Below are 20468 nucleotides of genomic sequence, written 5' to 3'. Positions count from 1 at the left end.
CGCTTGGAATCTCAGTGACTCAGTTGGTCCCGGCGGCGGGTCAGGTAGGCGGTCTCGGCGGTGTTGCCCGCCAGCTCGATGGCCTTGTCGTAGGCGGCACGTGACTTCTGACTCTGGCCCAGCCTGCGCAGCAGGTCGGCGCGGGTGGCGTGGTAGGCGTGATAGCCGGCCAGCTTGTCCTCGAGACGGTCGACGGCCGCCAGCGCCACCTCCGGACCGTCGATCTCGGCGACCGCGACGGCCCGGTTGAGGGCGACGATCGGTGAGGGGTCGAGGCGGACCAGCTGGTCGTAAAGGGCGGCGACCTGCGCCCAGTCGGTGTCACGCATGTCGCGGGCGGAGGTGTGCACCGCGTTGATCGCGGCGAGGATCTGGTAGCGACCCGGAGCCGCCCCGGCGGCGGCAGCGGCGAGGCGCTCACGCACCAGCCGGTGCCCCTCGGCGATCAGCGCGGCGTCCCAGGCCCCACGGTCCTGCTCCGCGAGGGCGACCAGTTCGCCGCCGGCCGAGACCCGGGCGGTGCGGCGGGCCTCGGTGAGGAGCATCAGCGCCAGCAGCCCGGCCACCTCACCGTCGTCCGGCAGGAGGGCACGGATCAGGCGGGTGAGCCGGATCGCCTCGGCGGTCAGGTCGTGACGCAGAGGATCGGTGTCGGGGCCGGTGGCCAGGTAACCCTCGTTGAAGACGAGGTACAGCACGGCGAGTACGCCGGAGACGCGTGCCGGGAGGTCCTCGGTCGCGGGCACCCGATAGGGGATGCGGGCCGCCTTGATCTTGGCCTTCGCCCGGGTGATGCGCTGCCCCATGGCACTCTCGGCCGCCAGGAAGGCACGGGCGATCTCGGGCACGGTCAGCCCGGCGACCATGCGCAGCGTCAACGCCACTCTGGACTCCATCGCCAACGCCGGGTGACAGCAGGTGAAGATCAGACGGAGCCGGTCGTCGTCGATGGCGCCGAGAGGCTCGGGCGGGTCGTCGTCGTACACCGTCCGAGCCTCCCTCTGCTTGTCGTCGCGCTTGTTCTCGCGCCGGATCCGGTCGATGGCCTTGCGGTTGGCGGTGGTGGTCAGCCAGGCGCCGGGGTTGGGGGGCACGCCGTCGGCCGGCCACCGCTCGACGGCGATGGCGAATGCCTCGGCGGCCGCCTCCTCGGCGATGTCGAGGTCACCGAACCGCCGGGTCAGGGCGGCGACCACCCGGGCCCATTCCTCGTGGTGGGCCCGGGTGACCGCCCTCTCGACGTCGCTCACAGGAACGGCCGCACCTCGATCTTCCGATCGCAGACCTTCGACGCCTCGGTGGCGAGCTTGAGCGCCACGTCCAGATCGGGGGCCTCCCACACCCAGACGCCGGCGAGGTACTCCTTCGACTCCACGAAAGGCCCGTCACTGAACACCGCCTGCTCGCCCCGGTTGTCGACGACCGTGGCCGCGTCGGTGTCCGCGAGGCCGCCCGCGAAGACCCAGTGGCCCTCGGCGATCAACCGTTCGTTGAATGCGCTGATGGCAGGCCGCCTGTCCGTGCTGCCGGGATTGCCCTTGTCGTCGATCACGGAAACCAGGTACCGCATCTGAAGACCATCTCCTCCGGTGTCAAGAAGCGTAGCTCGGTGGTCGGGGACGTCAGGCCGTTGCATACCGCGGGCGTCCGGCCGGCCGGTAGACCTGGATCGTCACGCCCCTCGAGTCGACCCGCGACTCGACCAGGTCGAGCGCAAGATCCGGGCCCGCGTCGGGGAACAGCCGCGCGCCCTGGCCGACGACCACCGGGACGGTGAGCAGAGTCATCTCGTCGACCAGGTCGTTGGCCAGCAGCCACCGGGTCAGCGTGCCGCTGCCGTGCACCTGCAGCTCACCTCCCGGCTTGGCCTTCAGGTCCGCGATGGCGGCCGCGAGGTCGTCGGACAGGACGGAGGTGCCCGACCATGCCGGATCGGTGAGCGTGGCCGATGCCACGTACTTGGGCCGTGTGTTCAGTGCCCGCATGACGGGTTCCCAGCCAGGGACATCCCGTTCCGTCAAGGACCCCCACGAGCCGGCGAACAGCTCGTAGGTCCGCCGGCCGAGCAGGAATGCGTCGGCGCGGTGGTAGGTCTCGTTGATGAACGCTTTGGTCTCGTCGTCACCTTTACCCCGGGCCCATCCGCCGCGCTCGAATCCGTTCCTGCGGTCTTCGTCCGACGCGCCGCCGTTTCCCTGCATCACTCCATCGACGGTGACCTGAGTCATGGTCGTCAGCTTCATGATCGCGATTTCCTTTGCCTGGGCGCCGCCCCCTTGTGGGCGGCCTCACCCCTGCTACGAACGCCACCGGCCCGATCCGACAGCGGCTCCCGGATTTCTTCGGAGATCTTTCCGGGACCGAGCTTCTGCGGTCGAGCATCATCTGGAGGATGCACATCCAGAAGGTCCCCCACACAGGAATGATCGACGTGCGCATCCGGCTCGCTTAGTGAGGTGGCTAGGGTTGGCCCGTGCCCGAGTTGAAGCAACTGGATGCAGTCCATGCCCCCGCGGTCCTGGCTTTCGAGTCGGCCAACCGCGCCTACTTCGCCGCTTCGGTCTCCGACCGCGGCGACGAGTACTTCGATCAGTTCACCAAACGCTTCAGTGCCCTGCTGGCCGAGCAGGAGGCCGGCATCTGCGCCTTCTACGTGCTCCTCGACGAGGACGGCGCGGTATTGGGCCGGTTCAACCTGTACGACCTCGCGGACGGTGTCGCCGAACTCGGCTACCGGGTCGGGCAGGACGTGGCCGGGCACGGCGTGGCGACCGCGACCGTACGGGAGTTGTGCCGGCTGGCGGCGGAACGGCACGGGCTGCACACCCTCAGGGCCGCCACCTCGCATGAAAACGCCGCCTCCCAGAGGGTGTTGGCCAAAGCCGGGTTCGTCGCGGTCGGTCCGGCCGGGCCGTCGGACCTCGGCGGCAAGACGGGCACCTGGTATCAGCGCGATCTGACACATCGGCACTGAACCGTGAAGTGAGCGGAGTACGCGGCGGGGCGCAGCAGTGGTTTTGCGTGCAAGCAGGTTGACACGCGCGGGGATGGCGCGGTCGAACGTTCAGCGGACGGTAATGTGTTCGAGGCTTGAACGGCCCATCGTATGGCCAGTATCGGCGAATGCGATGGGCATGTCGTCCGTCTGAGCCGCCTGCACGCGACCTCTGAAAGTGGAGTTGATGAACGTGTCGACCGGCGGCAGACCGCTGCGGAGTCGGGCCAACTTAGCGGCACTTGTCTGTGCGATCGCCCTGTTGCCCAGCCCGAGTTACGCGGTCCCGAGCAAACCCGACCCACAGGACGACAAATCGATCGAGGGCATCCGCTCCGAACTGGACGGCCTCTACCGCGAGGCGGAGGTGGCCACCGAGGCATACAACGCGGCGAACGAGAAAGCGGCCGCGCAGGAGAAGCGGCTGACCTCGCTCCGTAAGGACCTGGCCCGCGCCGAAGGCCGGGTGAACGATCTGCACGACCTGGCCGGTGCGGCCGCCCGGACGCAGTACCGCGGAGGCGATCTCGCCTCCACCGGCATCCAGTTGCTGCTCGGCGACCACCCCGACCAGGCCCTGGACGAGGCGTCCCAGGCCCGTCAGGCGCTGCGGAGCCTGGCCAACGTCTCCGAGACCCAGAAGTCCGCCCGCGCGGAGGTGGGCCGGCAGACCGACGCCGCCGCGAAGAAGCTGCGGGAGCTGAAGAGCACCCGCGCGGACAAGGCCGCGGCGAAGAAGAAGATCGAGGCGAAGATCGCCGAGGCCGAGCAGATCGAAGCCGGGCTCCAGACGCAACAGACCCGCAAACTGGCCCAGTTGGAGAAGGAGGACACGGCGAGGGCCAAGTCCAGGTGGACGGGCTCCGATTCGGGCGGCGGCGGGACGAAGGCCACGGGAGCGGCCGCGAAGGCCGTCGACTTCGCCCTGGCCCAGATAGGCAAACCGTACGTGTGGGGGGCGGTGGGCCCCTCGTCGTACGACTGCTCCGGGCTCACCTCCACGGCCTGGGCGGCGGCCGGACACCCCATACCCCGCACCTCGCAGGCGCAGTGGCAGGGTCTGACCCGGGTCAGCCTGGCGTCCGCGCGGCCCGGGGACCTGATCATCTACTTCGGCGACGCCACGCATGTGGGCATGTACATAGGGAGCGGACAGATCGTCCACGCGCCGCGGCCCGGACGCACGGTCACGATGGCGCCGGCCGCCTCCATGCCCATCCTCGGCGTCGTCCGGCCCGGAGTCTGAGCGGATGACCCACTCGCTGACACCCCGTGACGAGCAGAACCTGCCCGCGATCGCCGCACCGCCGCTGATCCGTCTCGACGCCTACGTGGCCGAGGACGGGTCGACGGTGGTCAACGGCCATCTGCTGGACATGGGCGGAGTACGCCAGCCCAACGAGGCGATCCTCGACGCCATCGCCATGTTCGCCCGCACCCTGGGGGCGCCGGTGGCGGCCACCGTCATCGACCGCACCGTGATGCAGGTGGCACGCCTGCGGGTGTACCCCGACGGCTCGAGCCGCACCATCGCCGACGAGGAGGATCTCCCGCCCGGGCGGGAGCGCACCGCCGCGGAGGAGGCGGCGTTCCCTCCCCTCGCCCGCGTGGAGCGCATCATCCAGCACGCGCAGCGCGAGGAGCTGCACGCAGCGTTCGTTCTCGCCGGCGCGCTGCGGGAGCACCTCACACTGCGCAGGGGCGCGGAGGACGAGCTCTCGATGGAGGCACGGGCCATCGAGGCCTACCTGGCGTACCTGCGCGGCGACTACATGCTCTCCACCGTCCTCGCACTGACCGTGGCGCGCATCCGCTGCCGCACCGACCTGAACCGGGCGGCGCCCGAGGTGGCCCGCGCCACCGCGGCGTGGCAGCGGCTGCTGGACGAGCGACAGGTGGCCACCCGTGGCCAGGAGCTGCTGCACATGTGGGAGCGCCTGTCCGCGGAGGGCCTGCTCCTGGAACCGGCCCACCAGGCGATGGCCCAGGCCGTCCGAAGCCGCCTCGAACGGGGCAGCGCGTCCGTCCCGGCCCCGGCCACGGCACCGGCTCTGAGCGCGGGCGAGGGACCGGTCGCCCCCGAGGACAAGCCGCTCAAGCCCACGCGGCGCGGACTGCGGCGTTTCACCCGGCGGCCCGGCCGGTCCGCCGGGTCACCGCCCTAGGGGGCTTGTCGTCCCGAGATCCCGGCCGGCGGATCATGGCCGGACTCGTGGCCGGGCACACCTTCTGGCTTTACTCACCCTTTACGCCTACGGTGAAGACGGCGTTTGTGTTATCCAGGAGGTGTGCGGTCCGGGATCTCGGGGCTCGATCGCACGGACTCGGGAATGTCTCTCCGGCGTGCGCCGGAGTCAGCGAGCTGGGTGAGCTGCATGAATCCCACGCCCTCCGCATCGTCTCCTTCCCCGTTCGACATGGTCAGCGATGCTCTGTCGGATTACATCCCCCAGGGCGGAACCACGCAGGCCACAGGTTCTGCCGCCGGGCGGAGCGAGAGCCGTGCCCGCCGGCCCGCAGGGGACAGCCGGGAGGCCGGAGGGCAGGAACAGATTCTCGGGGCCGTCAATCTCGACGCGGACCTGAGGATCACCAGCTGCAATCTGGACGCCGCCCCTTTCGCGGGGGTGCGTGCCGCACCGGGAACCTCTTTCGCCGAGCTGCTGCCGCCCGGAGACGTCCCCACGGTCACCCAGCGTCTGCGGAACGTCCTGGAAACGCGGGAGGCACACGTCGCCCGGGTTCAGCGCCTGCGGCGGGAGGACGGGAGCGAGCTGGTGGTCTCCATGAGCATCCTGCCCGCCACGGCGCCTTCGGGAGGTCTGACGGTCTCCCTGATCGCCATGGCCAAACGGCTGCACCTCTACGCGTCCGCCGCCGCGATCGGGACGTCACTGGACATCGGCGAGACCGCGCAGTCCCTGGCCCAGTCACTGCTGGCCTGGGGCGACGTGGCCGCCGTAGACCTCGATTTCGCCGTATGGACGGGGGAAGCGGTCACCGAGCAGACGCATGAGCGGATCCGGCTGCGGCGGGCGGCCCTGGTGCCGGACCGGGCCTGGCCCGAGGGATATCTGACGTGCGGAGACAACCTTCCCCGGGAGGCGAGCCGGCTGCTCGTCGGAGCCGTCACGCGCGACGACATACCGCGTGCCACGGTCATTCCCGACCGTGAGGCGATCGAGCGGGTCCTGAGCGATCCGCGGCTGGTGCGCGCTCTCGTGCCCGGCAACCTGCCGGCGAGCGTGGCATGCGTACCGCTGGTCGTGGAAGGTCCGGAAGGCGCACCGGGACCCATCGTGCTGGGTGTGACGGAAGTCTGGCGGCGGCCGGAGCGCCCCTTCCGCGACAGCGAACTGCTCGACCTGCAGGAACTCGTGGCCAAGACCGCCCGTCACGTGGACCTGGCCCGCCAGCACCAGCGCGAGCACGCCCAGGTCCTGGCGTTGCAGCGGCGGCTGCTGCCGCGGGCCGGCAGCGACACCATCGAAGTCGCCAGCGTCTATCTGCCCACCACCCCGGACAGTGCGGGCGTCGGCGGTGACTGGGTGAACAGTTTTCCGCTCCCGGGGGACCGGACCGCGCTGGTGGTCGGCGACGTCGTAGGCCATGGCCTGGGGGCCGCGGCGGCCATGGGCCAGCTGAGCATGGAGGCCCGCGCCCTGTTGTCGGCGGGGCTGGGTCCCGGGGAGGTGCTGGAGCGTCTGGACGAGACGGTGGCGCTCCTGGACGACACGGACGCGGGCCTGGCGGCGGGCTACAGCGCGCTGGGCTCGACGTGCTGCATCGCGGTCTACGATGCCGTCGACCACCGGGTCGTGATGTCCAACGCCGGCCACCTGCCGCCGATCCTCGTCCACCCCGACGGGTTCGCCACCACCGTCACCGCGCAACCGCACCCGGGCCTGGGAGCCGAGTTCGCCGTGCGGGAACCGTTCGACGTGCAGGAGTACGCCGCGCCGCCCGGCTCGCTCCTCGCCCTGTACACCGATGGCCTGGTGGAGGATCCGGCGGCCTCCATCGACGACGGCATCGCCCGGCTCAAGCAGGCGGTGCGCCAGGTGCACCCCTGGGACGACCTGCAGCAGACCGCGCGTCGCGTGGTCGCCGATCTCGCCCCGCAAGGTCGGCTGCGCGACGACGTGACGCTGCTGCTCGCCCGTATGACCGGCCGCCGCAGCCGGGACACCGTGACCTGGCGTCTGCCCGCCCGCGAGGACACCGCCGCCCACGCCCGCGCCCTGGCCACGTCCCTCCTACGGCAGTGGCACACCGGCGACCAGGCCCGCGACAGTGCGCTGCTGGTGATCAGCGAACTGGTCACCAACGCCGTCCTCTTCGGCGCCGAGCCTCTGACGGTGCGGCTGGTGAAAGCCGGCGGCCGCCTGACCTGCGAGGTGTGCGACACCGGCAACGGCCGCCCGCGCCTGCGCCACGGCGACGTACTCGACGACAGCGGCCGTGGCCTGCACGTCATCCACAAGCTCACCACGCGCTGGGGGGTGCGCTGGACGAGCACCGGCAAGGCGGTGTGGGCGGAACTGGACGTGTAGCCCCCGACGGTGGTGACCGCTCCTCAAGGCGAGGGAGCGAAGGTGAGGGAGTGGACGTCAAAGCCACTCCCCTTCGACTGCAGTGGCCGTCAGCCCGGGTGCGGCCGCGTACAGGACCGTGCGGCTGCCTGTCTTCTGGCCGGCGTCGTGCGCGCGCCGCAGGATGTCCAGTACGGCCGCACCACCCCGGTTGCCGGTGGTGTAGCTGTCCCGGCTGTAGTCCAGAAGCCCCGTCGGCCATCCGTCGGGCATCGTCTGTTCCATGTACTCCATCACCCGGGTCCCGCCGGGGTGGGCGAGCAGCAGTTCGGGATGCCACGGGTGCGCGTCGTTCTCGTGGCGCGTGCGCAGCCACTTCCACATCTCGGTGACCGTCTCCTGCACGGCGCGCGGTCCGCGCCGGTCCATCACGAAATGTGTGCCGTCGGCCCGCGTGTCCAGCCAGTGCAGGTCAGAGGTTCCGGGGAGGGTGTGGTGCCAGGCGGCGTCCAGCCGCAGGACCGACTCCGTCCTGGGGCGGCCGGTGACCACCGCGGCGACGGCGGTGTCCGCGAACAGCAGGCGGACGATGAGGGATTCCAGCGTGTCGTCGGCGGGCTGGTAGGTGGTGCTCAGCGCCTCAGATATCACCACCAGCACGACCCGGTCGGGGTCCGCGGCGACCAGATCAGCGGCCAGCGCCAACGATCGGGTTCCGGCGATGCACGCCCATTGACTGGCCGGCAGCAGCAGAACGTCGCTCCGCAAGGGGAGCCGGTTGAACAGCGACAGGTCCAGCCCCGGCAGGGCCGGAGTGGTGGAGTGACTGGTGATCAGGCAGTCGACGTCGGCGGTCTCCAGCCCGGCGATCCCAAGGGCCTCGCGGGCTGCGCGCTCGGCGTACGTCTGCACGGCCGCCCAGGCCGGAGCGTTGCGCTCCTCGATGGTCTGCGGCGCCGGTATCGCCTCCAGCGCGGCGATCGCCCGGTCCAGCTCCGCCTCGCCGAACCCACCGCGGGCCAGTGCTTCACGGGCCGGACCGGCGCCCGGAGTTCGCAGTCCGCTCCCGCTGCTGGGTGCGGCGGCCGTCTCCAGCGGCAGCATCCACCCCCGTGAAGTGATCCCCGTGCTCGCGGCGATGCCGTCGATGCGCGGCAGCCACGACGCCTGCGGATGCCGACTTCGCACCTCGGCCAGGATCTGGTCGGTCTTCACGGCATGTTCACCGTGCACTACAGCGGGAGGACACAGATAGGCGCCCATATTCCGCCCCTTTCCCGGCAGACCTTGACGGCCTGAAGTGGCCGAAAACTGCCCAATCGGCAGAGTGGGGTCAAGGCGCCGCAGTAGCACTGTACTTCGCGACGACCGTCCATTGGTTGAATTCACGATGAAGCCATGAAGGGCGCCTGCCCCGGAAATTGCCTTCCTTACGACGATGCCGGTCTTGAAGGGCTGCCGATATCCACGCCCCGGAGATGACGGCACCGGGCCCGGCGGACAGCCCGGACCCGGTGAATCGACAAGCGAAATCGGCCAGTTGAGAATTTCCGCTCAGCGGCAGGTCCCGTCACAGTCCCAGATCCAGAACTTGCCGCAGCCGCCGTCGGAGATGGTGCATCCACCGCCGATGCAGTCGCTGAAGATGCACGCGTCCGAGAACGAACTGCAGGCGCAGTCCTGCGCCAGGGTCTCCGACGGTCCGAGCGTGGCCAGCAGTTGTACGGCCTCCTCCTTGCCGAACGCGGCGATCGCGGACTCGGTCAGATCGCAGTGCTGGGGGCGTGCGAGCGGCCGTCGCTGGAAGGTGGCCGGGTCGGAGGCGGTGTCGCGGGCCCGTGCGAGGACCGTGCTCTGCCGAGCCGTGAGGTGTGGGTGCGCGGTCCGGAATCGGTCGATGTGCTCGACCCACAGATGGCTGCGGGCAGCCGGCGGCAGTGCCGCGTGCACGGCGCGACGGTGGGCCAGGGGCAGGGCGGTCACCTCGGCGTAGCCGGTGGGCAGGCGCTCGGCGTTCGCTTCGACCCATGCGTTGGCCGCCACGGCGTCCTGGCCTTCCGCGAAAGCGGGCGTACCGCCCTTGAACAAGATGGTCGAGGCAACCGCGAGCCCTCCGGCGACGCGCAGGAACTGCGCGCGGCTGGAGCCCGAGCCGGCGTGTGGGCGGTTCTCCTCCCGCGCCTCACCCAGCGCGCGCAGGACGCGGAGCGTGGCTCGCGGGCCCAGTCGTCGCACGAGCCGGAGCGTCATCGACGGGCCTGTCCACGCACGGGCGGACTCACGACGGATTGCGGGCCGCTCCGGCGCGGCAGTGACGTCACCTGTGCCGGTGGTGACCTTGATCAGGGTCGGTGCCCAGGGGGCGTCGGGTCCCAGTGCGCTCGAACGCCAGGCGCGGACATCGGCACGGCCGAGCGCGACCACTTCCAGCTGTCCAGCACAGGCGTTGAACACGATCGAGGACACGGCACGGCACGTCGAGCACGACGCGTCGAAGGCCAGCATCCAGCGGACCTCGGACTCGGACTCGGACTCGGACTCGGCGGAGCCTTGTCCGTCAGTGGTACGCATCTGTGGAATCTCCATTCCCCCATGGAAAGTTGCGGACAGCCGGCCCATACGCATCTCCGTGTTCGCCTCTCTCGCCCGCCCTCCCCGGGGGGACTGGGCAGGCGGGAAGGCCCTCGAGTCCATCTGGCCCGAGCCGGCTGCACCAGCCTGCTGGCGTGCACTACGGGGGAACAGCTCACGAACCGTTCACGTGTGACCGGTTCGGGAGGTCAATGGGCGCTGTCCGGGCTGTGCTCTTCATCGAGGCCGTCGAGCTGTCGCTCCACCTGGTCGGCCTCCTCGTCGCGCCCTTGCTGCCGAAACAGGTCCCGTGCTTCTTGCCACACCGCACGGGCCGGGTCGCGGTGGCCCAGGGCGGCGTGGGCGTGACCGAGTCTCTCGAGTGTGTCGGTGGTCTCGTAGGTGTTGTCGAGGTCGCGGTACAGGCTGATGGCCTGGCGGTAGTGCTGGACGGCATCGTGGTGGCGCCCGCTGTGGTGGTCGATGTAGCCGAGGCTGTCCAGGGTCTGTGCCTGGCCGTTCACGTCCTGGTGGTGCTGGTAGAGCGTGAGAGCGGCCTGGCAGTGCTCGCGGGCGGAGTCGTACTCGCCGAGGCGTGCGGCGTACCAGCCCACGGCGTTGAGGGCGTTGCCTTCCCGGATCGGCTCGTCGAGACCGCGGTAGAGGTCGAGTGCGAGTCTGGCGTGCTCCAGCGCCCGCCGGCCGTCCGGCCAGATGGACGCGAGTGTGTAGTGCGCGTGGGCCTGGAGGGCGCGGTCGTTCTGCTGCTCGCTCAGGGCGAGAGCCTGGTTCAGGGCTTCGATCGCTTCCTCGACGTGTCCGAGCACGATGTGGGCGCGGCCGAGGAGCCGATAGCTGAGGATCTGCGCGTCGGGGTCGGGAAGTCGGCTCGCGGAGTCGACCGCGAGCTGCCATACGGCGAGCTGGTCATGACGGTGTCCTCGCCGGTAGTGGAAGTCGTTCAGCGTCCAGGCCAGTTGCCAGGCCGTGCGGTGCAGGGCGTGTGCGGCGGCGGTGGACTGCGCGGCGAGCAGGTTCTGGTGCTCGGCGTCGAACCACTCCATCGCCGCCGGGATGTCGAGCAGGGGCTGCGGGGCGCAGTCAGCTCCCGGCGGGGCGAGCTCGATGGACTCCCGGTGGGAATCCAGGAGACAGGCGCCGGCGTAGGCCGTGTGCGTGTAGAAGTCGAGCACCCGCCGCAGGGCTGCCTTCCGGGTGCTGTCGGCGAGGTTGCGGGCGGTGGCGGCGTAGCGGCGGATCAGGTCGTGCATGCGGTAGCGGCCGGCGGCGTCCTGGCCGATGAGTGATGCCTGTTCCAGCCTGCGCAGCAGGGCCCTGGTCCGGCTTCGGCCGCGACCGGTGAGGCTGGCGGCGGCAGCGGGGCTGATGTCGGGGCCGGGCGCGATCGCGAGCAGCCCGAACACCTCGGCTTCTTCGTCGGTCAGCGCGTGGTGGGACAACGAGAGCACGGCGGGCAGGCTCGCGGCGGGATCGGCGTCGTCGAGCACGTCGAGTGCGCCGTCGCGCAGTTCGTCGGCGAGATCGGCCAGGGGCAGGCGCGGCTGGGTGTGGGCGCGGCTGGCGATGATGCTCAGCGCCAGCGGGAACCCACCGCACAGTCCGACGAGTTCGGCCGCCGCCGCGGGTTCGGCGTCGACGCGTGCGGAGCCGAGCCGGGCGGCGAGCAGTCCGCGGGCCTCGGCGTCGGTCAGCGTGTCGACGGACAGGTGGCGGGCGCCGTGTCCGGTGATCAGGCCCGACATCCGGTTGCGGCTGGTGACCGCCACGGTGCACGTGTCGCCGCCCGGCAGCAGGGAGGCGATCTGGGCGGTGTTGACAGCGTTGTCGAGCAGCAGCAGCATGCGCTTGTCCGCCACCAGGCTGCGGAACAAGGCCGCTTGGGCATGCGGGGCGACGGGGATGCGGCCCGGCTCGACGCCCAGCGCGTCGAGGAATCCGCGTACCGCCACGGCGGGGTCCATCGGTTCGCTGTCAGGGCTGAAGCCCCGTAGGTCGACGAAGAGTTGTCCGTCCGGGAACCGGTCGGCGTTGCGGTGAGCCCAGTGCAACGCCAGCCACGACTTGCCGACCCCGCCCGCTCCGGCGATCGCGGAGATGATCACGGTGCTCGCCGCACCCGAACGGGATTTCAACGCGGCGTCCAGCCGGTCGAGTTCGCGATGCCGGCCCACGAACGGAGCCGGTGGCGCGGGCAGTTGGCGTGGTACCGGGATAGCCGGGGACTCGGCGGCGCCCGTCGCCGCGGCCAGCAGTCCGTCCAGCTCGGTCGGCCCCAGGTCGAGAGCGGCGGCCAGTTGGCGCACCGACGCGAGCTGCGGGTTGCGCCGTTTACCGGTCTCCATGCCGCGGATCGTGCTGACCGAAACACCGGATCGCTCGGCCAGGGCTTCCTGGGTGAGCCCCGCCCGTAACCTGAACCGCCTGATCGCCGCGGCGAAGACATCTTCCACAGGATCTTCCTACCAGGACGTTCGGCCGTAGGTGAGCTGTTCGGCGCGAGCGGGTCGCCATGAGCATGCTCTGCCGTACGAGTGTGCCTGAACGGCCGTTCTACGATGAGTCGCGAAGGCAGCCGAGCGAGCACACAAGGCCGCAAGCCGGTAGCACCTGCGCAGTTGCCGGAGGCATGATGCGCAGTCACGGCGCAAGGGGGATCGCATGAACTCACACCCGCAGCGAATCCACGGTCGCGGACCGCGTGTTCTCGGCGAACGCAACCAGACAAGCGAAATCGTCGTCAAGTTCGTTGTCCTGGCCGGCCTGTTGTACCTGGTGGTGCGCGTCTTCGAATGGGGCGTATGGATCCCGTTCGCCGGCGCGAGCGTTTACCTGCTCTGGGAAATCAGCCGTATCAACAGCGCTCTCGGTGAACTCGCGCACCGCCCAAACAGGCAATACCACGGGCAGCAGAACTCGGGTCGGGACGAATTTCACGGGACCGATCCCGAGCGGGATGACGGCTGACGGCAGCTGACAGCCGGAACACGATCCTCATGGTTTCAAATGAGACGGTATCGGACGAGTGGACGGCGGTAAACTGGCCATATGCCCGCCGACGCCCCTGACCCCGCCGCCTCCCCGCGCGCGACCGACCGCCCCGGAGACGAGTCGCCTTTCGCGCTCGGCCTGCTTCTGCGCCGGGCGCACTGGCGCGCCGCCGCGGTGATGGGTGAGGCTCTCCGGCCGCTCGGCATCGAGTTGCGGCATTTCGCGGTGCTGATCGTGCTGGTCAACCAAGGGCCCACGATGCAGCGGGACTTGGCGATGGCGACCGGCACCGACAAGGCGGGAGTCATGCGGGTCGTGGACGACCTGGAACGTAAGGGGCTGGCCGTTCGCAAGGCGGTTCCGGGAGACCGGCGGGCGCGGGCGGTGGAGATCACGCCCAAGGGGCTTGAACTCTACGACGCCGCGCATGCGGCGGCCGAACCGTCGACAGCAAGCCTGGTCGGCGAACTGAAGCCCGGCGAGACGGAGTTGCTGACCAATCTGCTGACCCGGTTCGCCCATCCCCCGGAGAACAAGGCGTAAGCACGCCTGACGCACGGCCCCCCCTGCCCCCGCGGTCACACGGCAAGGCGCTCCGCGAGGCCCTTGGCCTTGATGCTCGCCTCCTCGAAGGCGCGCGCACGGGACGCCTCCCAGAGCGGCACCAGTTCGGACATGGCCGGGTTGCGCGGGGCCATGGTGAGTTCGGGGACGATGAAGTCGAGGTCCAGACCCAGGGTGCGCCCGAGGACGGCCTCCAGGTAGTTCTGCACGTACTCGAAGCCCTCGCGCGGGGTGCCCGGCGCATAGGAGCCGCCCCGGCTGGCGACCACGATCGCCGGAGTGCCCTGGGCGGAGGGCTCCTCCCCCGCCGTACGGCCCAACAGCAACACGTTGTCCAGCCACGCTTTCAGGGTCGAGGGGATCGAGTAGTTGTACATCGGTGCGCCGATGAGGACGACGTCCGCCTGCTCCAGTTCCTCGATGAGCCGTACGCGCGCGGCGAACGCGGCGGACTGCTGCGGGGTGCGCTCGGAAGCGACGGTGTAACCGGCCGACCAGGCGTCCGCAGTGATGTGCGGGACGGGGTCGGCGGCCAGGTCGCGGTAGAGGACGGCGCCCCGAGGGTGCTGCTCCTCCCAGACCGCACGGAAGGCGGCCGTGACCGACCTGGACGAGGACGCCTCGCCGGGCAGTACGGACGAGTCGATGTGCAGCAGCGTGGCCATGATCGTTCTCCCAGATGTCACGCCCGCGGCGGCAGCCGGGGCGGTGGTTCGTACCCTCGTTAGTTAAGCACGTGAACGTATTGAATGATACCGTCTCGTTCGCAACGGAAGTGAATGCGTCGAGTACAAGGAAGGCGAGCGATCTTGGACGTCTACGAGGCGGTCACCACCCGCCGAGCCGTGCGGGAGTTCATCGACCGGCCGGTCCCGAGGGAGACCTTGGAGCGCGTCATGACCGCCGCGGCCTGGTCGCCGTCCGGGTCGAACATGCAGCCGTGGCGTGCCTACGTGGTGACCGGTGGGGCGCTGGCCGAGATCAAGAAGCGCGCCGGGGAGCGCCTGGCCGCGGGTGACCCCTGGGACGAGGCCGAATACGAGCAGTACCCGCCGGCACTCAAGTCCCCCTACCGCGAACGCCGATCCGCCTTCGGCGAGCAGCGCTACGGCGCTCTCGGCATTCCGCGAGAGGACCTGGAGGCGCGCCAGCGGGCCGCCTCCGCCAACTGGAACTGTTTCGGCGCCCCCGCCGCCCTGTTCTGCTACATCGACCGTGACATGTGCGCGCCCCAGTGGGCGGACGTCGGCATGTACCTGCAGAGCGTGATGCTGCTGCTGCGCGCCGAGGGGCTGCACAGCTGCCCCCAGATGGCATGGGCGAAGTTCCACGCCAGCGTCGCGGAGGTCCTGTCACCCCCGGACGAGCTGATGCTCTTCTGCGGCATGTCGATCGGATTCGAGGACACCACGGTCGATCCGGCCCGCACAGGCCGGGCGCCGCTCCAGGAGACGGTCACGTTCCTCGACCGTCGCTGACGCCGCCCGTCCCCCGACGGAGTCAGGACGGGCGTTTCCTGCCGCGCCAGCCAGTTTCCCCTATGTCATATTGCGCAAAAACGACGAAAGGCAAGTCATGAAGATCGCAGTCATCGGCGGTACCGGACTGATCGGATCGCAGGTCGTCAAGAAGCTCAACGCCGCCGGGCATCAGGCGGTACCTCACTCGAAGTCCACCGGAGTCGACGTCATCACCGGCGAGGGGCTGGACACGGCGGTCGCGGAAGCCGACGTCGTCGTCAACCTGACCAACTCCCCGACCTTCGACGAAGCCTCCCCGGCCTTCTTCCAGACCTCGATGGACAACCTCCTGGCCGCCGCCCACAAGGCCGGCGCCGGCCACTTCGTCATCCTTTCCATCGTGGGCGCGGACCAGGTGCCGGCGCTGGACTACTACCAGGCCAAGGTCCTCCAGGAGAAGCTGCTCGCGGACGGGCCGGTCCCCTACTCGATCGTGCGGGCCACCCAGTTCATGGAGTTCATGGACGCCGCCATGTCCTGGACCGCCGACGGCGACACCGTCCGGCTGCCCGCCACGCCGATCCAGCCCATCGCCGCCAAGGACGTGGCCGACGCGGTGGCGCAGGTCGCCGTGGGCGCCCCGCTCAACGGCATCCGCAACATCGCCGGCCCCGAGATCTTCACGCTGGACGAGCTGGGCCGCATCACCCTGTCCCACAAGGGCGACCACCGCACGGTCGTCACCGATCCCAGCGCCGGCATGTTCGCCGCCGTCCGCGGCGACGTGCTCACCGACAAGGACGCCCACCTCGCGCCCACCCGGTACACCGACTGGCTCTCCTGACCTCGCACGGAGATCCTCTGGCAGACGACCAGCGTTGTCCGGCGGGTCCGGTCCCACCGAGTTGGTGGGACCCGGCCGGACCCGCCGGTCGGAGCATCAGCGCACGTTCGACGTCCGCGTCATCGCTCCGCCTACCAGCCGACCGCGACCAGCAGCCACTGCGGATCGGCGTGGGAAATGAACGACGACTGCCCCGCCACATCGTCGTACGGGAACCGGTAGGCGAGTTGGTTGATCGCGTTGTCGTGCCAGAACTTGGCGTAGTAGTTCGCCGGTGCCGCCTGTGCAAGGTCGACCTGACCTGGGAGGCCGCCTACGCCAGGGAGTTCCAGATCCGGGCCTCCACCGACGGCCAGCACTGGAGCACGCTCAAGAGCGTCACCGGCGCGAGCGGAGGCACGGTCTCCTGCGACGTCAGCGGCTCCGGCCGGTACGTCCGCATCAACGGCACGGTCCGCGCCACGGGTTACGGCTACTCCCTGTGGGAGGTGGCCGTCCACACCGGGTCCGGCGGCAGCACCACTCCCCCGGTCCAGGGCGGCGGCGACCTGGGGCCGAACGTCATCGTCGTCGACCCCAACACCGCCAACCTGCAGCAGAAGTTCGACGACGTCTTCGCCCAGCAGGAGTCCAGCCAGTTCGGCAGCGGCCGCTACCAGTTCCTGCTCAAGCCCGGCACCTACAACGGCATCAACGCCCAGATCGGCTTCTACACCTCGATCTCCGGGCTCGGCCTCAACCCCGACGACACCCAGATCAACGGTGACGTCACCGTCGACGCGGGCTGGTTCAACGGCAACGCCACGCAGAACTTCTGGCGTTCGGCGGAGAACCTCGCCATCAAGCCGTCCAACGGCACCGACCGCTGGGCCGTGGCCCAGGCCGCGCCCTTCCGCCGCATCCACGTCCAGGGCGGCCTCAACCTGGCCCCGAACGGCTACGGTTGGGCCTCCGGCGGCTACATCGCCGACTCGAAGATCGACGGCACCGTCGGCCCGTACTCCCAGCAGCAGTGGTACACCCGCGACAGCTCGGTCGGCGGCTGGACCAACGGCGCGTGGAACATGACGTTCACCGGTGTCCAGGGCGCCCCGGCGACCAACTTCGACTCGGGTCCGTACACCACCCTCGACACGACGCCCGTCTCGCGGGAGAAGCCGTTCCTCTACCTCGACGGCAGCACCTACAAGGTGTTCGTCCCCGCCAAGCGCACCAACGCGCGTGGCGTGTCCTGGCCGGCGAACGCGGGCACCTCGCTCCCCCTGGACCAGTTCTGCGTCGTCAAGCCGGGCGCCACCGCCGCCACCATCAACCAGGCGCTCGCCCAGGGCCTCAATCTCCTGTTCACGCCCGGGGTCTACCACCTCGACCAGACCATCGACGTGACACGCCCCGACACCGTGGTGCTCGGCCTGGGCCTGGCCACGATCGTGCCGGACAACGGCGTCGACGCCATGCACGTGGCCGACGTCGACGGCGTGCGGCTCGCCGGGTTCCTCATCGACGCGGGCGCCGCCAACTCCGACACCCTGCTGCGGATCGGGCAGCCCGGTGCGAGCGCCGACCACTCCGCCGACCCGACCACCATGCAGGACGTGTTCGTCCGTATCGGCGGGGCCGGCCCCCGGCCTCGCCACCAACGCCGTCGTCGTCAACAGCGACGACGTCGTCATCGACCACACCTGGCTCTGGCGCGCCGACCACGGCGACGGCGTCGGCTGGGACACCAACCGGGCCGACTACGGCCTGCGCGTCAACGGCGACGACGTCCTGGCCACCGGGCTGTTCGTGGAGCACTTCAACAAGCACGACGTCCTGTGGAGCGGCGAACGCGACCGCACGATCTTCTTCCAGAACGAGAAGGCCTACGACGCCCCGAACGCGGCCGCCATCACCCATGACGGCATCGTCGGCTACGCGGCCTACAAGGTCGCCGACACCGTGACCCAGCACGAGGCGTGGGGGCTGGGCAGCTACTGCAACTACACCTCAGATCCGACGATCGTCCAGGCACACGGCTTCCAGGTCCCGGTCACCGCCGGCGTGAAGCTGCACGACGTCCTCGTGATCTCCCTCGGCGGCAAGGGCCAGTACGCCCACGTCGTCAACAACACCGGTGCACCGACATCGGGGACGGAAACCGTGCCGTCGAAGCTGACGTCGTTCCCCTGACCGACGGGACCGGCCACGTCCTGACCAGGTGAACCCCTGCCGGGGCCGCACATCGCGGGTCTCGGCAGGGGGTCGCCCCGGTTCAGGGGGCCGAGGCCCCCACAGGGTCAGGCGTAGTAGTGGATCGTGCCGTGCAGAGCGGGTCCGCCGCCCTCACAGTGCTGTACGAAGGTGGCGGCGAGCGCCTTGACGGCGCCGTCGTCACCGCGGGCCAGCTTGGTCACCGTGAGCTCTCCCGTCACGGTGTTGCAGCCGCGTCCGTTGCCGAACACGTCAAGTCCTGCCACTCCGGCACCGTGGCTGCGCTGGGCCTGGTAGGTGTGCCCGGCCGTGAACTGTTCGCCGTCGGGCGGGGTGAGGAGGGCGGTCCAGTACTCCCGCTTGCCGGAGACGCCGTACTGGACGCCGTCCCCATAGGGCCTGAGCGAGAAGGTGCTGGTGGCGCCCTGATGCGTCTGGGGCGCTCCCTGGCCTATGTAGTCCCCGGGATCGCTCGTGTAGGCGTAGGAGAGAGGGTAGGCGCGGTACTTGAGGACACCCTTGAGGGCGGGGGCGTCGGCGCTCTCGCAGTGCTGGGTGTAGGTGGCGTCCAGGACGGTGATCGCTCCGGACGCGTCGGTCTCGATCTGGTTGACCGAGAACTGCCCGTAGACCTCGTTGCAGCCGCGGCCGTCTCCTGAGACGTCGAGTCCGGGGGCCCGCCCGGTCCGGAACGCGGCGCGCTCCGCGTTGCGGTAGACGCCCGGCCGAAGTTGCTCTCCGCTGGGCGCCGCGAGGTCGACGTCCCACGACTCGTCGGCGGTGCTCACTCTGAACCGCACATACGCCGCGTCGCCGCCGACGCTGACGGTCGCCGTGGACGGCGTGTAGGCGGCGCTGCCGCCCTGACCGATGTAGTCACCGGCCTGGCTGGTGAAGCTGTACTTGGTCACGGCCGCCGGTGCGCCGGTGGCCGCCGATGCCGTTCCGGTCGCCCCGACACTGAGACCGGCCGCCACCACGAGGCCCAATAACGCGCCCAGCAGCGACCGCAGTGAACCTGCGCGTCTGTGCACAGTCACAATCCCCTCCTTGGTGCAGGACACCCCCACTGAGTGCCTGCACCCCCGGTTATAACAAGCGTCACTGACATCGATGTCCCGGTAATGAGTTGCCGGCCGGCGAAGGTCATGGATGCAATGTCCGCCATGGTCAATACGCCGGCATCGCACCCCGTCCCTCAGCGGCCCGACAGCTCCGCCGTTCGGATCGGCGCTCTGGTTCCGCTGACCCGGCCCGGCTGGGTCGAGGCGGGTCAGCACCTGCTCGCTGGACTCGAGTTGGGTGTTCGCGACGTCAACGAATCCGGTGGGGTCCTCGGCAGGCCGGTCGAGCTGGTGGTCCGGGACACCGCCGCCGATCCGCGGAAGGCCGACGCGGCCGTGGAGGAACTTGCCGGTCTGGGCGTGGCCGCTCTGGCCGGGGAGTATCACAGCGTCGTCGCTCGCGCCGCTGCCGCCAAGGCCGATGCCCTCGGGCTGCCGTTCCTCTGCTCGTCGGCGGTTCTCGACGCGCTCACCGAGCAACCGACGGATCGGGTCGCGCGTCTGGCTCCGGCGCAGTCCCACGGCTGGCGGATCTACGGGGATTATCTGCTCGGTGCGGGCCACCGCCGGATCGCCGTAGCGGCCCAGCCGAGTGTCTACTGGGAATCAGGGGCCCGCATTCTGCGGGATCACCTCGCTCCGCGCGGCGGCACCGTCGTCGAGCTCGACATGGGCGCGCTCGCCGCTTCGGCCGTGTGCGACGCGCTCGTCGACCACGGCGCGACGGCCCTCCTGCTGCTGACCGGCCTTCCGGAGCCGGCCGTGTCGATCGTCAGGGCCGTCCGCGGTGACAAGCGCCTAGGCGACATCCTGATGGGCGCTCCGGCAGGGCAGCCGGAGCTGGCCGAATGGGCGGCGCTGCTGGGCGAGGACGGCGCCGGGATCCCGTTCCTGCGCTACCTGCCCGAGCGTCTCGGCCCTCTTGGGACCCGGGTCGAGACCGCCCTGCACGAACGGCTGGGCCGAGCGCCCTCGTTCGTCGCCTTCGAGGGCTACGACACCGTCGCCGTTCTCGCCGATGTGCTGCGCACCGGCGAAGTGGACCGGGAGCGCATCGCCGCGTCGTGGGCGGGAGTTGCGGTCGAGGGCACCCGCGGGCCGATCCGGTTCTCCCGCGCGCCCGGCATCAGTGTCTGGCAGTGGGCGTGGGCACCCGTCCAAGTCGTCGACCGGGACCCGGCGGCACCCGATCGCTTTCGCGTCCTTCGCACCGGCTGAGGCGGCCGATGCCGGGTA

17 protein-coding genes and 2 pseudogenes are annotated in these 20468 nt (G+C 70.0%); 10 read left to right on the top strand and 9 right to left on the bottom strand.

All coding sequences use genetic code 11. The annotated features are described in order from the left end of the window. Window positions 1–11 precede the first annotated feature (11 nt). The 3 genes from ACIBN2_RS33785 to ACIBN2_RS33775 are packed head-to-tail and all read right to left on the bottom strand — an operon-like array spanning window position 12 to window position 2243. The gene (locus tag ACIBN2_RS33785) at window positions 12–1250 is read right to left on the bottom strand and encodes an RNA polymerase sigma factor (protein WP_399140176.1); all 1239 of its coding nucleotides are present in this window, start codon (window positions 1248–1250) and stop codon (window positions 12–14) included. Then, window positions 1247–1570 carry a YciI family protein gene (locus tag ACIBN2_RS33780; protein ID WP_399140175.1) on the bottom strand — a complete coding sequence of 108 codons (324 nt, stop codon included), beginning with the start codon at window positions 1568–1570 and terminating at the stop codon, window positions 1247–1249. The genes ACIBN2_RS33785 and ACIBN2_RS33780 overlap by 4 nt, the downstream gene beginning before the upstream one ends. A 52-nt stretch (window positions 1571–1622) precedes the next feature. Continuing rightward, window positions 1623–2243 (bottom strand): dihydrofolate reductase family protein, encoded by a 621-nt coding sequence (locus tag ACIBN2_RS33775; RefSeq protein ID WP_399140173.1) that lies wholly within the window; start codon window positions 2241–2243, stop codon window positions 1623–1625. A gap of 230 nt (window positions 2244–2473) precedes the next feature. On the opposite strand from ACIBN2_RS33775, the gene ACIBN2_RS33770 reads away from it, so the two are divergent. The 4 genes from ACIBN2_RS33770 to ACIBN2_RS33755 all read left to right on the top strand — a co-directional run bounded on the left by ACIBN2_RS33770 (window position 2474) and on the right by ACIBN2_RS33755 (window position 7548). After that, window positions 2474–2974, top strand: a complete 501-nt coding sequence (locus ACIBN2_RS33770; RefSeq protein ID WP_399140171.1) for a GNAT family N-acetyltransferase — start codon at window positions 2474–2476, stop codon at window positions 2972–2974. 283 nt (window positions 2975–3257) lie between these two features. Beyond that, window positions 3258–4241, top strand: a complete 984-nt coding sequence (locus ACIBN2_RS33765; protein ID WP_399140169.1) for an NlpC/P60 family protein — start codon at window positions 3258–3260, stop codon at window positions 4239–4241. A 4-nt stretch (window positions 4242–4245) separates the two neighbouring features. Continuing rightward, window positions 4246–5160: a hypothetical protein gene (locus tag ACIBN2_RS33760; protein ID WP_399140167.1), complete on the top strand. Its 915-nt coding sequence runs from the start codon at window positions 4246–4248 to the stop codon at window positions 5158–5160. A gap of 252 nt (window positions 5161–5412) precedes the next feature. Continuing rightward, complete coding sequence (locus ACIBN2_RS33755) at window positions 5413–7548, top strand: SpoIIE family protein phosphatase (RefSeq protein ID WP_399140165.1); 2136 nt, start codon at window positions 5413–5415, stop codon at window positions 7546–7548. A 57-nt stretch (window positions 7549–7605) separates the two neighbouring features. On the opposite strand, the gene ACIBN2_RS33750 is transcribed toward ACIBN2_RS33755, so the two are convergent. The 3 genes from ACIBN2_RS33750 to ACIBN2_RS33740 all read right to left on the bottom strand — a co-directional run bounded on the left by ACIBN2_RS33750 (window position 7606) and on the right by ACIBN2_RS33740 (window position 12569). Next, on the bottom strand, window positions 7606–8790 hold the full coding sequence (locus ACIBN2_RS33750) for a type III polyketide synthase (protein WP_399140163.1): 1185 nt from the start codon (window positions 8788–8790) through the stop codon (window positions 7606–7608). A gap of 291 nt (window positions 8791–9081) precedes the next feature. Beyond that, a complete protein-coding gene (locus ACIBN2_RS33745; protein ID WP_399140161.1) occupies window positions 9082–10098 on the bottom strand; it encodes a bacteriocin fulvocin C-related protein in 1017 nt (338 codons plus the stop codon). Window positions 10099–10307: 209 nt separating this feature from the next. Then, a complete protein-coding gene (locus tag ACIBN2_RS33740) occupies window positions 10308–12569 on the bottom strand; it encodes an ATP-binding protein (protein ID WP_399140159.1) in 2262 nt (753 codons plus the stop codon). Between the two features lie 208 nt (window positions 12570–12777). On the opposite strand from ACIBN2_RS33740, the gene ACIBN2_RS33735 reads away from it, so the two are divergent. Both ACIBN2_RS33735 and ACIBN2_RS33730 read left to right on the top strand, forming a co-directional pair. After that, window positions 12778–13083 carry a hypothetical protein gene (locus ACIBN2_RS33735; protein ID WP_399140158.1) on the top strand — a complete coding sequence of 102 codons (306 nt, stop codon included), beginning with the start codon at window positions 12778–12780 and terminating at the stop codon, window positions 13081–13083. Window positions 13084–13164: 81 nt separating this feature from the next. After that, entirely contained in the window at window positions 13165–13650 is a 486-nt protein-coding gene (locus ACIBN2_RS33730) for a MarR family winged helix-turn-helix transcriptional regulator (protein WP_399140156.1), read from the top strand. Between the two features lie 35 nt (window positions 13651–13685). On the opposite strand, the gene ACIBN2_RS33725 is transcribed toward ACIBN2_RS33730, so the two are convergent. Next, a complete protein-coding gene (locus ACIBN2_RS33725; protein ID WP_399140154.1) occupies window positions 13686–14336 on the bottom strand; it encodes an FMN-dependent NADH-azoreductase in 651 nt (216 codons plus the stop codon). Window positions 14337–14480: 144 nt separating this feature from the next. On the opposite strand from ACIBN2_RS33725, the gene ACIBN2_RS33720 reads away from it, so the two are divergent. Beyond that, window positions 14481–15149: a nitroreductase gene (locus ACIBN2_RS33720; RefSeq protein WP_399140153.1), complete on the top strand. Its 669-nt coding sequence runs from the start codon at window positions 14481–14483 to the stop codon at window positions 15147–15149. A 97-nt stretch (window positions 15150–15246) separates the two neighbouring features. Beyond that, window positions 15247–15975 carry an SDR family oxidoreductase gene (locus ACIBN2_RS33715; protein WP_399140151.1) on the top strand — a complete coding sequence of 243 codons (729 nt, stop codon included), beginning with the start codon at window positions 15247–15249 and terminating at the stop codon, window positions 15973–15975. 131 nt (window positions 15976–16106) lie between these two features. Here the strand turns inward: ACIBN2_RS33715 and ACIBN2_RS33710 are convergent. Then, window positions 16107–16250 (bottom strand): annotated as a pseudogene (locus ACIBN2_RS33710) (beta-1,3-glucanase family protein); the annotation flags it as partial. 6 nt (window positions 16251–16256) lie between these two features. Here ACIBN2_RS33710 and ACIBN2_RS33705 point away from each other — a divergent pair. Beyond that, window positions 16257–18147: pseudogene (locus ACIBN2_RS33705) on the top strand (discoidin domain-containing protein); the annotation flags it as partial. Between the two features lie 107 nt (window positions 18148–18254). Here the strand turns inward: ACIBN2_RS33705 and ACIBN2_RS33700 are convergent. Then, on the bottom strand, window positions 18255–19208 hold the full coding sequence (locus ACIBN2_RS33700; RefSeq protein WP_399140150.1) for a hypothetical protein: 954 nt from the start codon (window positions 19206–19208) through the stop codon (window positions 18255–18257). A 117-nt stretch (window positions 19209–19325) separates the two neighbouring features. Here ACIBN2_RS33700 and ACIBN2_RS33695 point away from each other — a divergent pair, with 117 nt between their 5' ends. Beyond that, window positions 19326–20450: an ABC transporter substrate-binding protein gene (locus tag ACIBN2_RS33695; RefSeq protein WP_399140148.1), complete on the top strand. Its 1125-nt coding sequence runs from the start codon at window positions 19326–19328 to the stop codon at window positions 20448–20450. Window positions 20451–20468: the final 18 nt, after the last annotated feature.

Source organism: Streptomyces sp. NPDC050534, from assembly GCF_044457745.1.
Taxonomy (GTDB): Bacteria; Actinomycetota; Actinomycetes; order Streptomycetales; family Streptomycetaceae; genus Streptomyces.
The sequence above is the reverse complement of the archived record's forward strand: the minus strand, read 5'-3'. Positions and strand labels throughout refer to the sequence as shown.